This is a genomic window from Leifsonia sp. Ger2509 (genome assembly GCF_055231915.1).
Genome location: NZ_JBUYVB010000003.1, coordinates 1,228,829 through 1,244,206 on the forward strand (window position 1 = coordinate 1,228,829; position 15,378 = coordinate 1,244,206).

Genomic DNA, 15,378 nt, shown 5'->3' on the forward strand with positions numbered 1-15,378 from the left:
CGCCGTCTGCGATGCTAGCGCGGACGGGTGCGCCGATGCGAGGGAGCCGCTGATGATGAGGCCGTCCAGTGGTCAGGGGCGTGTCGGAGGGCGCGAGTACGATCGCGGGCATGAACATCATCCTGGTTCCCGGGTTCTGGCTCGATGCATCGTCCTGGTCGGGGGTGGCCCCCGCGCTCGTGGAGGCAGGGCACGATGTGAAGGCACTCACGCTGCCCGGACTCGAAGCCGTCGACGCCGACCGCAGCGGTATCGGCCTGCGCGACCACGTCGACGCCGTCACCGCCGCCATCGATGCGGCCACCGCCCCTGTCGTGCTCGTCGGTCACTCAGGCGCGGGTGCGATGATCCATGCGGCGGCGGATGCGCGACCCGGCCGGGTCGCTCGGGCTATCTACGTCGACAGCGTCCCCCTCGGCGAAGGCGGCTTCATCACCGACGACTACCCGCCCACCGGCGACAGCGTGCCACTGCCCGAATGGGGCGGGTTCGAGCCCGAGGATCTGGTCGACCTCACAGACGACCTGCGCGCCGGCTTCCGGGCACGTGCGGTACCTGAGCCGTACCGGGTGATGACCGACCCGCAGGAACTCCACGACGACCGCCGCTACGACGTGCCGTCGACCGTCATCGCCTGCGAGTTCACCACCCAGCAGCTCCGGCAGTGGATGGACGGGGGCGCGCCCTTCGTCGCAGAACTGTCGCGGATGCACGACGTGGAGCTCGTCGACCTGCCGACCGGTCACTGGCCCCAGTTCACTCGTCCTGCAGAGCTCGGCGCCGCGATCGCCGCGGCGGTCGCGCGCGACGACCGGTGACCGGTGACCGGTGACCGGTGACCGGTGACCGGGTCTAGCCGAGCGAGTCGATTCCGGGGAGCGGCGCAGTGCCCGCTTGCTCCGCGACCGGCGCCGCCGAGGGAGACGGGGCGGGGTTGATCCGCCTGCCTACTGCGCGGGATGCGCGGATCGAGGGCCGTTCGATGAAGCGGTAGAACAGCTCTGCGACGCCGAGGATGACCGGTACCAGGACGGCGAACACGAGCAGCCACCACCACGACGTGATCCCGGTGAGAATGGCCACCGCGACGATGATCGGCTCGTGCACGAGGTAGATGCTGAACGACCGCTTGCCCGCCCATTGCGGAACCCTCGTCTCGAGGTGGCGTTTCAGCGGTGACCCGAATGCCAGGGTGACGATGCCGGTCACGCCGATGAGCGAGAGCAAATAGGTGACCGCCTGCGGCACGCCGTACGCGCCGTTGGGAGCGAACAGTGTCGGTGCAAGAGTGAAGACGAGCGCACCCGCCAGCGGCCATGCCCAGCGGGCGACCCTCAGTCGTTCCCGGTTGAACGCGAGCAGCATGCCGATACCGAAGACGGGCAGATACTGGAGCATTCCGGCGGTCAACCATGCCATCGGCAGATGGCGCTCGACCGCGGGGAAGCGCGCGATGACGGATACGGCGGCGAGGAGTGCGACCCCACCGATCCACCACTTGTCGACTCGCAGCAACCGGATGAGCAGGAACATGACGGGCATGAGCAGGGAGAACCAGACCTCCCAGGTCAGTGACCACAGTGGCGAGTCGAGATTGGATGTTCCGCCGATGAGCAGCAGATCGTGGATCACATCGGTCGGCGTGGGGTTGTGGTGTGTCTGCAGCCATGAGGATCCCAGCCCGTTCCTCGGCACGACGATCGCCAGGACGAGGGCCAGAGCGACAGCACCCCAGACCGGGGCGTACAGGCGGATGATGCGGCGGGGATAGTAGGCGAGGACGCTCTTGCGGGTGGGCGCCCGGTGGAGGAATGGGAGCGTGAGTACGAACCCAGAGAGCACGAAGAACACGAGGACGGCTTCGTGGCCGGCCGTGAACGCGCGAAGGGGTGTCGCGAACAGCCACCATTCCACGCTGAACCGCGCGGGTTGGGTCTTCTCGATGTACAGGCTGCTGATGCTGGGAATGATCAGCAGCGCGTGATAACCGATGACGGTGAGCGCAGCGACGCCGCGGAGCCCGTCGAGGGATTCGTAGCGTTGACCTTCCGAAGCAAGATGAGTTTGCCTCATATTAGTCAATGGTAGATCGGGAACGCGGATCCCACCATCCGTGCGGGCACCGATCGAGGCGCCGTTTCGGAGCCGACTCCTGCAGGCACGCGCGTCTCCTTCCGCCTCGACCCGATAGGCTCCGGGTGCCGAACACGATGGAACCTTTCCTCGTGTTCGGACATTAGGGGATATGAGCAGAGCTGAGTTCGACGAGGCGGAGGCCTGGTCGAAAGCGCGCGATGGCGACGGGGCGGCGTTCGCCTCCCTTTTCGACGTACACCGCGATCGTGTCTTCGGACAAGCCCTAAGGCTCCTTCGGCACTCCCACGACGCCGAGGACGTCACAGCCATCGTCTTTCTCGAGGCGTGGCGTCGCCGCGACGCGGTCCGCCTGGTGAACGGGTCGATCATCCCGTGGCTGCTGGTCACAACCAATTACACGGTCCGCAACCACGACCGCAGCATCCGCCGCTACCGCCTGGCGCTCGCGCGCCTCCCCCGGCCGACTGAGCAGGATGACCACGCGCCCGACATCGACGCATCCATCGACAACGATGCAGACAACAAACGGGTCCGCGATGCCTTCGCCCGACTCACGCCGCGCGACCAGGACGTCATCACGCTCTGCGTGCTCGAGGAGCTTCCGCTCTCCGAAGCGGCCGAACTGCTCGGTGTGCCTGTCGGAACAGTGAAGTCCCGGCTCTCTCGGGCCAGGCAACGACTTGCCGAGCTCACAACGACCGCCCTCCCCAATATCCTCGAAGGGGGTGCAGAATGACCACCCAGCCCGTCTTCGACCCCGCACGCAGCGCCGCCATCCGCGAACTGCTCGCAGAGACCGTCGCGACCGACCGGCGTCGCCCCCAGCGCACCAATTTCGCGATCATCGCCGGGCTCACCGCGCTCGCGCTGGCGCTCGCCGGTGGCACCGCAGCGCTCGCGCTCACCGGCGTCATCCATTTCGGCGCACCGGCACCGGCTCCCGCGCCGTCGCCCACCGTCTCTGTGACACCGACTCCGACACCGACACCGACGCCCAGTCAGAGCGGCGCAGGGGTGCAGGTGCAACCGTTTCCGGTGGTCCCCCACGACGTCAGCGCACTGGGCGCGGGGACTCGCTGGTCGCTCGATCTGCCCGGCGCCGACGACGAGTGCAGGATGCGCCCACTCAGCTATGACCTCGCGAACGGTCTCACCGTGTTCCTGACCGGCACCCGACCGAAGGAGTATGAGGACGGCGGAACCTGCTGGCAGCACCGCGACGAGAACATCGGACTCACTCTTGTCGACACCTCGCGCGGCGAAGCACTCTGGAGCCGCACGTGGGCCTTCACCCCACCCGCGGGCATATCGACCCGCCATCAATTCCAGCTCCTCGGCACGTCCGGCCGCGCCCTGCTGGATTACGGGGCCGGACAGTCGGGACCCCACGACGTGATCGATGTGACCACTGGCAAGACCGTCGCGGAGTTCGATCACGGCACCTACGTCAACGCAACCTCGGTGCCGGGCGGGTCCGGGGACGTCGTGCTGACGTCGGCACCGTCGGGAAACGGGATGGCTACGATCACCCGCGTCGATCCCCGCGATCCCGACCACCCCGGCTGGACGACGCGGGTCACCGCCGACTACGTCGACGTGTTCGACGGCACCGCGGATCCCACCACGCTGCCGGCCTCCTTCGTCGCTCCTGGCGCACCTGGAACCCCGTCACGCGCGTCGGTCGATCTCGCCACCGGGGCTGTGACGAAATACCCGGGCACGTCGAACTATCAAACGCCGATGTATTTCGTGACCGTGTGGAGCCGGCAGGCGGCGGACGGCTCATCGTCGATCGTCGGGATCGACGGTTCCGGGGCGCAGCTATGGTCGCGTCCCTCGATGCCTGGCAGCGCGGCCGTCGAAGTGGTGTCACCCGGAACGAGGCCGGGGACGAGGTTCGGGCGGCCATCCACTGGTCAGCTCGCCATCGTCGACCGGAACACGGTCACGGTGCTCGATCAGCTCACCGGTGCGGTCGTCTGGACGGCGAAGGGATGCGCGACAAAGGACTTCCTCGGGGTTCCGACGGTGATCTCCGATGTCGCCAGGAACGCGCTGACCGTGCGATACCCCCAGGACACGGCATGCTCGTTCGACAAGAACACGGGCAGTCCACTCGGAAGCGTCGGCATCCCCTTCGACGACTTCGCCCTCTGGGGAGTGACGAACACCTACGATGGCGCCCTCGTCGGCCACAAAGGCACGGCATACGACAATGCGACGGGCCGGCCCCTGTGGTCACTGCCCAAGGTGTCAGGCGAGGAATGGCTGTTCGCCGGCGGATACCTCGTGCGGACGGTGGGCAACCACCTCGAGTCGATCGGCTGAAACACCGTCTGTCGCGTGCGTGCGGACGCTTCTTCGGAGCCGCCCAAGGGAATCGAACCCTTGACCTTCTCATTACGAGTGAGATGCTCTGCCGACTGAGCTAGGGCGGCGTGGGCCTTGCTCTACGAGCGCGACGCACAGCTAGATAGCTTACCTGATGGCGCGGGCGCATTCGCACACTCCCGACGTTGTCCGCGCGATGTTCAGCGGACGATGCTGCTGAGCGTCTGAAGCTGCTCGAACGAACTCCGCAGGCGATCCGCGAGGGGTTCGACCCCGCCGTGGTCGGCCCAGCACGACCAGGCATGGCGCATCCCGGCGAACGCGACGTAGGTGACGAGCCGCGCCCGCTGGTGCAGCGTCTCCGGGTCTTCGCTGAGCGCTGGAGTGTCGTGGGCCAGGCGCTGCTGGATGACCGCGCTGAGCGCATCCTCGAACTGGTGCATGCTCGCCATGCGCTGCGCGAACAGTTCAGGATTGTCTTTCAGAAGCGCGCGCCGCATCTTGTGCAGGTTGTGAACGGTTCGCGCTTCCCCCGCGTCGGCCGCGGGACCGCCGGTGTCGAGTTCGCCCATGTCGATCGCGGCGACGAGTAGCCTGCGGATGCCCTCGAGGATGGGCTCACCCGGTCCGGCTTCGACGAAGTCCTGGACGGTGAGCGCGTCGGGCATGAGGGGCAGCTCTCCGATGATCGCCGACTCTTTCGACGGGAAGTAGTTGAAGAATGTTCGCGGCGAGACGTTCGCCAGATGGCTGATCTCGTCGATTGTGACTTTGTCGAAGCCTCGCTCGCTCGCGAGCTCGACTGCCGCAAGCTGGATCGCACGACGCGTGGCCAGGCGCTTGCGTTCGCGCAGGCCGAGTTCTTCCTCAATCACACTCATGGGCTAATTATTGCGTTCTCTGCAAACTTGCACCACTTTTCGTTTCATCTTTCCTGCGAGGAATTCAGCATTTCGGGTCTGCGCTCGGCACGGTTCCGTGAACCAGGAAGTCGTCGACCGTATTGTTCACACAGGAATTCGACTTGTTGTATGCCGTGTGCCCCTCGCCCTTGTACGTGACGAGGTGACCGTTCTCGAGTTCGCGGGAGAGGTTCTGCGCCCAGACGTACGGGGTCGCGGGGTCGTTGGTCGTTCCCACCACCATGATCGGCGCGGACCCCGCCGCAGCGATCGGGCCACGCTTCAGAGTCGACTTGTATGGCCAGTTCGCGCATCCGACGTCGCCGTACGAGAGGTAGGGCCCGATCACCGGTGCCGCTTTGGCGAGTTCGGCCGCCTGCTGCCGCATGACGGCCGGATCGGCGTTGTAGCTGAAGTCGAGGCAGTTGACCGCCGTGAAGGCCTCCATGGAGTTGTCAGCGTACGTTCCGTCGTCATTCCTGTTGTTGTAGGCGTCTGCCAGCTGGAAGGCGAACGCCGCAGAGCCTCGCATGACCGAGCTGAACATCTTGCTGAGGTAGGTCCAGCTGGCGCGGTCGTAGAGCGGGAAGATGATCGCCGTGACGAGAGTGTTGGCCCCGAGCTCGCGGCCGTCGTTGTTTCGGATCGGACTCGCCTCGACCGACGCGAGGAGAGCGGTGATGGTCGCCATTCCATCCGCGACGGTTCCCGTGAACGGGCAGTGGCTGTGAGCAAGGCAATCCCTGAGGTAGGCACGGAGGGCGCTTTCGAATCCCTTTGCCTGGATCGTGGTGACCTCGTTGTTGTCCGAAGCCGGATCGAGTGCGCCGTCGAGGACGAGTCGTCCGGCCTTCTGGGGGTACATGTCGGCGAAGACCGTGCCGAGATACGTCCCGTAGGAGTAGCCGAGATAGTTGAGCTTCTCGTCGCCGAGCGTGGCACGCAGGAGGTCGAGGTCGCGGGCGGCCGACACGGTATCGACGTGGTCGAGCAGCGCACCGGTGTTGCTGGCGCAGGCCGTCCCGAAGTCTTTGGCGGTCCTCACATTGTTGGCGATCCATTCATCTGAACCGCGCACGCCCGGAGTGATGTCGTACAGGTACGCATCCATCTGCGCCGGGGCGTAGCACGTGACGGCGGAGGAACGGCCGACACCGCGCGGATCGAATCCCACGATGTCGTAGGAGGCCTGCAGCTTCTTGTCGACCGCGAAGTCGAGCGAGTCTTTGATGAAGTCGTAGCCCGACGCGCCCGGGCCGCCCGGGTTGACCAGGAGGGACCCGAGCCGGGTACCCGTGGCCTGGTGACGGATGAGCGCCAGCTTGATCTGGCCGGCGGACGGGTTCGACCAGTCGAGCGGCGCTTTGGCGGTCGTGCATTGCATCCCGCTCGCACAACTGGTCCACACGAGCTTCTGCTGGTAGAACGGCTGGAGGTCGGCTGCAACGTTCTCGGCGACGGGCGTCGACGTCGCGGTCGTCTTCGACGGCAGGAAGAGTCCGACGCATCCGCTGAGCGTGAGCGACACGGCGGTGACGGCGGCGAGCAGCGCCAAGCGGGTCGCACCACGTCTGCCGCGTGCTGTCGTGCCTGTTGTCACACCTTCTCCTTGTTGACGATCGTGTTCAGGATCGCGTCGAGCCGCGCACGATCGAAACGAGCATCGCCTCGAGCGCGAGCGCTGGAGCGACGTTGCCGTCGATTCGCTCGCGCGCGGTGGCGATCGAGTCCATTGCAGCGAGGGTATCTGCTGGAGTCGAATGGGTGCTGAGAAGCTCGAGCTGATCGTGGCGTTCTTTGTTGACCAGTTCGCTCGTGCTGCCCAACTGCAGCATCATCACGTCGCGGTAGAGGGAGAGCAGGTCGACGAGGATGCGATCGATGCCGTCGCGGAGGCTGCGGGTGGCCCGGCGCTTCTGGTCTTCTTCGAGCTGCCTGAGCTGACCGCGGAGCGCAGGTGGGATGGTTCCGCCCGGTTCGATCCCGAGCGACCGCAGCGTGTGTTCTCGCTCTTCGGCGTCGCGTTCTTCGGTGATCGCTTTCGCGTCCGCGCCCGCGATCTCGAGCAGACGCGCGGCTGCCAGCACCGCGTCGGAGACGGACCGGATTCCGAGGGCGATCTCGATGGTCTCTTCGCGTCGTCGCCGGGCTTCTGCGTTGGTCGCCAGACGGTGGGCCATGCCGATGTGGCTCTGGGCCTCGCGGGCGGCGCGCTCGGCGACGACCGGGTCGACGCCGTCTCTGCGCTGGATCAGCTCGGCGACGTCTGTGGTGCTGGGGACGCGAAGCCGGACGGTGCGCACCCGCGACCGGATCGTGGGGATGAGGTCGGCGTCGCTGGGCGCGCACAGGATCCAGACCGTCCGCTCCGGCGGTTCTTCGAGCGCCTTGAGCAGGACGTTCGAGGTGCGTTCGCTCATGCGGTCGGCGTCTTCGATGATCATCACCCGGTAGTGGCTTGCGGATGGGGAGAACTGGGAGCTCGCGACGAGGCTGCGCACCTCTTCGATCGAGATGATCACGCGTTCGGTGCTGAGCACGGCGAGGTCGGGGTGCGTTCGCGCTTCGACCTGCCTGCGGGTCGCCAGGTCGCCTTCGGGGTCTCCTGGGCTGAGCAGGGCGGTGGCGAACGCGAACGCGAGGTTGGACCGCCCGGACCCTGGGGGGCCTGTGATGAGCCACGAATGCGTCATCGCGCCGCCGTCGCGCGCGCTTGCCGCTGCCTCGAAGATGGCAATGGCTTCAGCCTGACCTGTCAGGTCGTCCCACACTGCCATTGTCCAAGGCTATCGTCTGCCGCCGACGTCGCTGACGATGTCCACAGGCCGTTCAGAGAAGGGTGCCGACGCGTTCCCGGATCGACGCCGAGATCGTTTCGACCGGCTGTGCGGCGTCGAGGACGAGGAATCGCTCCGGCTCGTCGGCCGCCAGCCCGAGGTAGGCGGCGCGGACGCGCGCGTGGAACTCGGCCTTCTCGGCTTCGAGGCGGTCGTAGCGGGTCCGCGCGCTGTCCAGACGGGTTCGTGCGATGGTCTCGTCGAGGTCGAGCAGGATCGTGAGATCGGGCAGCAGCCCTTCGGCCGCCCACAGGGAGAGGCTGCGGATCTCGCCCGGGTCGAGCACCCGGCCGACGCCCTGGTAGGCGACGGATGAGTCGAGGTAGCGGTCCTGGATGACGACCTCACCGCGCGCGAGTGCCGGGCGGACCAACGTCGAGATGTGGTGGGCGCGATCGGCCGCGTAGAGGAGCGCTTCGGCGCGTGGTGCGATGTCGCCGCGGTGGTGCAGGACGATCTCGCGGATCTCGACGCCGACTTCCGTGCCGCCGGGTTCGCGCGTCCTGACGACCGTCCGCCCGCGTTCGCGCAGCCAGCTCGCGAGGTGTTCCGCCTGCGTCGATTTGCCCGAGCCGTCGCCGCCTTCGAGTGTGATGAACAGGCCCTGGTCGCTCCGTTCGCTCACTTGGTCGTCGGGGCCTTGCGCGTCGTTGTCGCCTTCTTCGCCGGCGCTTTCCTCGTCGTGGTCGCCTTCTTTGCGGCGGGCTTCTTCGCGGGTCCCTTGGCACGCTTGTCCGCGAGCAGTTGAACCGCACGCTCGAAGTCGACCTCTTCGACCATTTCGCTCTTGGGGATCGTGGCGTTCGTCACACCGTCGGTCACGTACGGACCGAAGCGTCCGTCTTTGATCTTGATCGGCTTTCCGCTCACCGGGTCCGCGTCGAACTCTTTGAGAGCGCTCGACGCGCGTCGCGCACCGTACTTCGGCTGAGCGAAGAGGTCGAGAGCGCCTGCGAGGTCGATCGAGAAGATCTCGTCTTCCGCGGTGAGCGAGCGCGTGTCCGTCCCCTTCTTCAGGTAGGGGCCGTAGCGTCCGTTCTGTGCCTGGATCTCATCGCCGGTGGTCGGATCGGCGCCGACGACGCGGGGAAGGTCGAGCAGCTGCATGGCCGTGTCCATGTCGATGGTCGCGAGGTCCATCGATTTGAAGAGCGAGGCGGTGCGCGGCTTGGGCGCCGCGGGCTTCTTTGTAGCCGGCTTCTTCGACGCGGCCTTTTTGGCTCCCGAGGTCGCCGTGGCAGACGGTGCTGCCGGCGCCTCGACGATTTCGCCCGTCTCGGGGTCGACGCTCGCGCCGTCGACGGTCAGTGCTTCCGGCTCTTCCGGTTCGAGCTCGGTGACGTAGGGTCCGAACCGGCCGTCTTTAGCGACGATCTGCTTCCCGTTCGACGGGTTCACGCCGAGTACTCGATCGGTCTGCACCGGCGCGTCGATGAGCTCGAGCGCTCTCGCGGGGGTGAGCTCGTCGGGCGCCAGGTCTTGCGGGATGTTCACACGGCGCGGAGTCGCACCCTCGGCCGCATCCGGGTCGACGACCTCGAGGTACGGGCCGTACTTGCCGATGCGCAGGGTGATGTCGTCGTCGATGCGGATCGAGTTGATCGTGCGCGCATCGATGTCGCCGAGGTTGTCGATGACCTGGCGGAGACCTTTGTGGCGTTCGCTGCCGAAGTAGAAGCTGTTGAGCCAGTCATTGCGCTCGGCTTCTCCGCCGGCGATGCGGTCGAGGTCGTCTTCCATCTCGGCGGTGAAGTCGTATTCGACGAGATCTCCGAAGTAGTCCTCGAGCAGCCGCACTACCGAGAACGCCACCCAGCTGGGAACGAGCGCCTGGCCGCGGGGCGTGACGTAGCCGCGGTCGACGATCGTGGAGATGATCGACGCGTACGTCGAAGGCCGGCCGACTCCCAGCTCTTCGAGCGTCTTGACGAGGCTCGCTTCGGTATATCGAGGCGGTGGGGTCGTCTCGTGCCCCTTGGCCTCGACATCCACCACATCGAGTTTCTGCCCCGCTTCGAGCGGGGGAAGCTTGGCTTCGGCAGGCTCCGTCGACGCGTTGCGTTCTTCGTCACGGCCTTCTTCGTAGGCCTGGAGGAATCCACGGAACGTGATGACCGTGCCGCTCGCCGAGAATTCGGCCACAGACCCGGCGTTGTCGCCTTCTGCGACCGATGCTTCGATCGTCACCGAAGCGGTCTGGCCCTTGGCATCGGCCATCTGGGATGCGACGGTGCGCTTCCAGATGAGGTCGTAGAGACGCATGTCGTTTCCGCGGAGCACGGAGGACAGCTGGGCAGGGGTTCGGAACGTCTCACCCGATGGCCGGATGGCTTCGTGGGCTTCCTGGGCGCTCTTGTTCTTGCCTGCGTACGTGCGCGGCTTGTCGGGCACCGTCTCGGCGCCGTAGAGGTCGGCCGCCTGCTTGCGCGCCGCGTCGGTCGCCTGCTTCGAGAGCGACGGCGAGTCGGTGCGCATATAGGTGATGTAGCCGTTCTCGTAGAGCGACTGCGCCACACTCATCGTCTGGCGCGCGGAGAAGCGCAGCTTGCGAGCGGCTTCCTGCTGGAGTGTCGACGTGGTGAACGGGGCTGCGGGACGACGCGAGTACGGCTTGGACTCGACCTTGCTCACAGCGACGACCGTGCTCGGTCGGGCGATGGCTTCAGCCAACGCCGAGGCGGCCGCTTCGTCGAGGGTGCGTGCACCGCTCTTCAGCTGGCCGCGGTCGTCGAAGTCGCGTCCGGTGGCGATGCGCTCACCCGAGAGCCTGACCAGCCGCGCTTCGAACGAGGTGGCAGCGGAATCTGGCGCGGCACTCGGCGCGAGCTGCGCGATGAGGTCCCAGTAGCCGGCCGCGACGAACGCGAGGCGCTCCCGCTCCCGGTCGACGACGAGTCGGGTGGCGGCGGACTGCACGCGTCCTGCGGACAGACCGGGACCGACCTTGCGCCACAGCACGGGCGAAACTTCATAACCGTAGAGGCGGTCGAGGATGCGCCTGGTCTCCTGGGCGTCGACGAGTGCACTGTCGATCTCGCGGGTGTTGTCGCGTGCCTGCTCGATGGCTTCGCGGGTGATCTCGTGGAAGACCATGCGGCGTACCGGAACTTTGGGCTTCAGAACCTCGATGAGGTGCCACGCGATGGCTTCGCCTTCGCGGTCTTCATCAGTTGCGAGCAGGAGTTCGTCTGCGTCTTTGAGTGCCCGTTTGAGGTCGGCGACCGTCTTCTTCTTCTGGTCGGAGACGACGTAGTACGGCTCGAAACCATTTTCGACGTCCACGGAGAACTTGCCGAGCGAGCCCTTCTTGAGCTCCGGCGGAAGGTTCTTGGGCTCGATCAGATCACGGATGTGACCCACCGAGGCCATGACCTCGTACCCTTCTCCCAGATACTGGGCGATCGACTTCACCTTCGTCGGTGACTCGACGATGACCAGCTTCTTCGTGTCTGGCACCTGACTCCTCTTATATATACGCGTCTGTGAAGAAACAGCTGGGTCCCCGTCGATGCGCTCCCCCGGCGCTTCCCTCAGCTCTGATTGTGAGCAGCGCCGCTCATCAAGGCACACCATACACACCTCTACTGCTTTTACACCTAATCGTTCCGTGCTCGTTCGCCTGCAGCGCAGCCCTTGCGGTGGCGCTGTGGCTGAGGAAAATGGCATTCATGGCTACAACATCAATGGGGACGTACACTGCCAAACTGACCGATGGCCCGCTCGAGGGTAAGACCATCACTTCCGAGTTCCTGGAGTCCGGCGACCCCCGTCCGCGAATCGAGATCAAGGCGGAGTCCGGCGGCAAGCGGTACCTCTACACTCGGAGCGGCGGCGTCGAGTACGCCTCGGAGGACGCCCTCGACAGCAGGCCGAGCGCTGTCGAATACCGCTACCTCGAAGCCGTCTTCGACTGACCCCTGCCCCGCCGCACGCGGCGGTCCGGCTCTGGCACGCGCACGGACCTCGATGGCGAGAACCTGCGCCGCGACGAGGACGGACGCCACGGGGCCGTCGAGCGTGCAGTCGACGAGTGCGGCACCGTTGACACGTGCAGCGTCTGCTGCCCGGGTGCAGGGATAGCCGGAGACCGCCCCCGATCCGACGTCGGCCGCAGCGACCGCTGCGGCATCGGCAGCCCCCACGACGCGCTGCTTGGCGACGAATGCCGCCGACAGTCCTGCAATGCACCCGGTCAGCGCGAGGACTCCCGCCATCATCGCGACGGCGACGATGGAGACCGAACCGCGTTCACCGCTACCCCCACGCGTTCTCACATCGTCGGCACCGGGACTGGGCGTGCGCTTGAACGCGTGCATCTCAGAGCCCGCCCGCGAGAGCGCAGGACCGCGCGGCGCCCGCAAGCCCGAGGGCGCCGAATGGCCCCGACGGGAGCGGCGAACGAAGCTGCGCGCAGATGAAGTCGCCCTCGGTGTCCGTGATGAGTGCGACGTCGCCGAGCGCGGTCCTTGCATGAGCCGTGACCGCTGCGATGTCATCCCCTCGTCCGAGCCCCCGGGCGGCGTCGGCGGCTGCATCGGTGACCCGCAATTGGTGCGTCACCGCCTGCAGCGCGCCCACGCAGAGCGCGAGGACGAGGACGATCGCAGGCGCGACCGCCGCGAACTCCGCCGTGACGCTCCCGCGCTCGGACAGCGCTGATGACGTGTCACACATCGATGGAGAGCGCTCGACGCACGAGGTCTGTGAGCACTTGCCTGACCTCGTCGCCGCGGAGGATCACCACGAGGAGCCCAGCGAATCCCACCGCCGCCATCGTCGCGACGGCGTACTCGGCGGTCGCCGATCCTCGCTCGTCCGATAACAAAGCCACGATTCGTGTACGCCTCATCCGATTCATATCTCGTTCCTTTCGCTTCGGGAGCAACGCGCCCCTTTCATCCATCCTTCGCGGTCCCCCATCCCTTCGGGCGCCCTCGCCGGCTTCTGGGGAAAGGGGCTACATAGCGGCGAATGTGGACGAGACGATGACAAGCACGAGCGGCGCGACCCCCAGGAGCATGAAGGACGGCAGGACGCAGATCCCGAGCGGGAGCATCAGCCGCACGGCCAGCGAAGCAGCGGCCGCCTGCCCGGCACTGCGCGATTCCCGTCGTCGACGGTCGGCCTCGCTGCGGAGCAGGCCGCCGGCAGGGACCCCCGCACGCGCAGACAGTGCGAGAATTCGTTCGACATCGGACGCGGAGCCGTCACCGATCGCAGAGAGGAAGCGGCGACGCGCATCCGTGACGACGCTCCGCGCAACCGGTATCGCCGCACCCCCGGACAGCGCGACCGACAGGAGTTCGAGCTCGATCGCCGCGGCTGATCCGGACGGGGTCGCGCGCCGCGTGAGCCGGCGATTCCATGCCGCACCCGCGGCCATGAGCAGCACGCCGGCCGCGAGGAGGGCCCATCCGATCGGATTCCCCACGAGCGCCCCGACGGTGTCGAAACCGAGCATCGCTCCGAAGAGCAGCCCGACAAGGGGAAGGAATGAGACCAGCCGGGCGGTCAGGACAGGACCGGCGAGAGCCACAGCGATGTCACGCTCGGTGTCCGCCTGCCTGCGGAACGACTCCGCAGAGGCCCGAAGACAATCGGCGAGCGGCGCGCCGGACTCGGATGCGACCCACCACGATGCGGCGAGCGCGGCGAGCGCCCCCTCTGCGCCTGCGGGCCCAGCGCGAGCGTGCATGATCGCTGAAACGACGTCTCCTCCGCGTGCCACATCGCGGCCGACCTGCGCAGCGAGGGGATCATCGGTGCTCTCAGAGAGGTATGACCACGCGGACGCGGGTGCGATCCCGGCCTCGAGAAGCGTCGCGAGTGATTCGGCCAGCGCGGCCAACCGTTCGATCTCGAATGACCGGCCGGCCCTACCTCCTCGCATCGGGCATCCCGAGCTCGTCGATTGTGAGCCGGAACCGTTCATCCACCCGCAATCGCCCGAAGCCGACGATGCGACGATTGCCGTGGACGTGCGCGACGTGGATGACGAGTCCGATCGCGCTCACGGCCTGCCGAGCGATCGAGCGGTCCGGCATCCCTGCCAGCGCTCCGAGCGCTTCGAGACGCGCAGGAACGTCGCTGAGGGAGTTGGCATGCAGCGTTCCCGCGCCTCCGTCGTGACCGGTGTTGAGTGCGCTCAGCAGATCCTGCACCTCGGCACCTCGGCACTCGCCCAGGACGAGTCGGTCCGGCCGCATCCGAAGCGCCTCCCGGACCAGCTGCGGCAGTCCGACTCCTCCTGCGCCCTCGAGGTTGGACTGGCGAGCCTGGAGACCCACGACGTGCGGATGGTCGATCCGGAGTTCCGCGACATCCTCGATGAGTACGATCCGCTCGTCATGGGCCGACGCGGAGAGCATCGCGGCGAGCAACGTCGTCTTCCCCGCTCCGGCCGCGCCCGTCACCAGGAGGTTCACGCGCTGCGCGACCGCGCTCCTCAGGATGACCGCCTGCTGCTCGGATGCGGAACCCGCAGAGACGAGTCCCTCGATGGTGAGGCGTTCGCGCCGCGGGATGCGAATGGACAGCAGCGTGCCGGTCGTCGAGACCGGAGGGAGCACCGCATGCACTCTGACTCCCCCGGCCAGACGCACATCGACGAACGGTGTCGCTTCGTCGATGTGGCGCCCGCCCAGGCCGATGAGCCGAACCGCGAGGTCGCGGGTGGCGCGCTCGTCGGCGGACCATCCCCCTAGTCGATGCACCCCGCTGTCGCCATCGCACCAGAGCTCCGCGCCGTTCACGAAGACATCGGTGACGCCGGCGCGTGCGACGTGCGGCGCAAGCGGTCCGAACACGGTCCAGTCGACGGGCGCCGTCTCGGCAGCGGGACTCGCGCGCACCGGAACGGGCACGAAAGGAACGTGGGCGGAGTTCTCCGAGGTGTTGGGTCCCATGCAGCGAGGCTAGGTGGGCGCTCCTCGCGCACGACGACCCGAAGCCCGAGTTGTGGACTGCTGCGGGTCGTCGTCGGTTGTGAAAGAGGCGGCCCACAGACACCACCCGTTAAACAAAGGGGGGCGGCACCTATTGGGGGGAACAGGTGCCGCCACAGCGACGCGTGATTGGGGGGAATCGTTCGCGCCGCACGCCAGAATTTACATTCGGCCGGGTATTAGTGTACGCCTAATAACTGGTTTCGCAAGTCTCCGATTACGGGGTCACCGGCGCACGGTAATGTCTGTACAAGTCGCGCCACGACA

14 protein-coding genes, 1 tRNA gene and 1 pseudogene are annotated in these 15,378 nt (G+C 66.7%); 4 read left to right on the top strand and 12 right to left on the bottom strand.

Annotated elements, in window-relative coordinates:
* Positions 1-110: 110 nt before the first annotated feature.
* Positions 111-818 (top strand): alpha/beta fold hydrolase, encoded by a 708-nt coding sequence (locus ACV7NN_RS06165; protein ID WP_463348697.1) that lies wholly within the window; start codon positions 111-113, stop codon positions 816-818.
* Between the two features lie 34 nt (positions 819-852).
* On the opposite strand, the gene ACV7NN_RS06170 is transcribed toward ACV7NN_RS06165, so the two are convergent.
* Entirely contained in the window at positions 853-2,073 is a 1,221-nt protein-coding gene (locus tag ACV7NN_RS06170) for an acyltransferase family protein (RefSeq protein WP_463348698.1), read from the bottom strand.
* 172 nt (positions 2,074-2,245) lie between these two features.
* Between ACV7NN_RS06170 and ACV7NN_RS06175 the strand changes: the two genes are divergently transcribed.
* A complete protein-coding gene (locus ACV7NN_RS06175; protein WP_463348699.1) occupies positions 2,246-2,833 on the top strand; it encodes an RNA polymerase sigma factor in 588 nt (195 codons plus the stop codon).
* Positions 2,830-4,425 carry a hypothetical protein gene (locus ACV7NN_RS06180; protein ID WP_463348700.1) on the top strand — a complete coding sequence of 532 codons (1,596 nt, stop codon included), beginning with the start codon at positions 2,830-2,832 and terminating at the stop codon, positions 4,423-4,425. Before ACV7NN_RS06175 ends, ACV7NN_RS06180 begins: the two co-directional genes overlap by 4 nt.
* A gap of 37 nt (positions 4,426-4,462) precedes the next feature.
* On the opposite strand, the gene ACV7NN_RS06185 is transcribed toward ACV7NN_RS06180, so the two are convergent.
* From ACV7NN_RS06185 to topA, 6 genes are all read right to left on the bottom strand, one after another.
* Positions 4,463-4,535 (bottom strand) — tRNA-Thr (locus tag ACV7NN_RS06185).
* A 93-nt stretch (positions 4,536-4,628) separates the two neighbouring features.
* On the bottom strand, positions 4,629-5,309 hold the full coding sequence (locus tag ACV7NN_RS06190) for a TetR family transcriptional regulator (protein WP_463348701.1): 681 nt from the start codon (positions 5,307-5,309) through the stop codon (positions 4,629-4,631).
* A gap of 64 nt (positions 5,310-5,373) precedes the next feature.
* A complete protein-coding gene (locus tag ACV7NN_RS06195) occupies positions 5,374-6,930 on the bottom strand; it encodes an alpha/beta hydrolase (protein ID WP_463348702.1) in 1,557 nt (518 codons plus the stop codon).
* Positions 6,931-6,955: 25 nt separating this feature from the next.
* Positions 6,956-8,107, bottom strand: coding sequence for a DNA polymerase III subunit delta' (locus ACV7NN_RS06200; protein ID WP_463348703.1), 1,152 nt, complete (start codon positions 8,105-8,107; stop codon positions 6,956-6,958).
* A gap of 52 nt (positions 8,108-8,159) precedes the next feature.
* Positions 8,160-8,792 carry a dTMP kinase gene (gene tmk, locus ACV7NN_RS06205; protein ID WP_463348704.1) on the bottom strand — a complete coding sequence of 211 codons (633 nt, stop codon included), beginning with the start codon at positions 8,790-8,792 and terminating at the stop codon, positions 8,160-8,162.
* Entirely contained in the window at positions 8,789-11,623 is a 2,835-nt protein-coding gene (topA, locus tag ACV7NN_RS06210; protein WP_463348705.1) for a type I DNA topoisomerase, read from the bottom strand. The genes tmk and topA overlap by 4 nt, the downstream gene beginning before the upstream one ends.
* A gap of 212 nt (positions 11,624-11,835) precedes the next feature.
* On the opposite strand from topA, the gene ACV7NN_RS06215 reads away from it, so the two are divergent.
* Positions 11,836-12,081, top strand: coding sequence for a hypothetical protein (locus ACV7NN_RS06215; RefSeq protein ID WP_463348706.1), 246 nt, complete (start codon positions 11,836-11,838; stop codon positions 12,079-12,081).
* A 33-nt stretch (positions 12,082-12,114) separates the two neighbouring features.
* Here the strand turns inward: ACV7NN_RS06215 and ACV7NN_RS06220 are convergent.
* The 5 genes and pseudogenes from ACV7NN_RS06220 to ACV7NN_RS06240 all read right to left on the bottom strand — a co-directional run.
* Positions 12,115-12,483 (bottom strand): annotated as a pseudogene (locus ACV7NN_RS06220) (Rv3654c family TadE-like protein); the annotation flags it as partial.
* A 1-nt stretch (position 12,484) separates the two neighbouring features.
* Complete coding sequence (locus ACV7NN_RS06225) at positions 12,485-12,841, bottom strand: TadE family type IV pilus minor pilin (RefSeq protein WP_463348707.1); 357 nt, start codon at positions 12,839-12,841, stop codon at positions 12,485-12,487.
* On the bottom strand, positions 12,834-13,025 hold the full coding sequence (locus ACV7NN_RS06230) for a DUF4244 domain-containing protein (protein WP_463348708.1): 192 nt from the start codon (positions 13,023-13,025) through the stop codon (positions 12,834-12,836). Before ACV7NN_RS06230 ends, ACV7NN_RS06225 begins: the two co-directional genes overlap by 8 nt.
* A gap of 99 nt (positions 13,026-13,124) precedes the next feature.
* Positions 13,125-14,057, bottom strand: coding sequence for a type II secretion system F family protein (locus ACV7NN_RS06235; RefSeq protein WP_463348709.1), 933 nt, complete (start codon positions 14,055-14,057; stop codon positions 13,125-13,127).
* A complete protein-coding gene (locus ACV7NN_RS06240; RefSeq protein WP_463348710.1) occupies positions 14,044-15,072 on the bottom strand; it encodes a TadA family conjugal transfer-associated ATPase in 1,029 nt (342 codons plus the stop codon). Before ACV7NN_RS06240 ends, ACV7NN_RS06235 begins: the two co-directional genes overlap by 14 nt.
* Positions 15,073-15,378 lie beyond the last annotated feature (306 nt).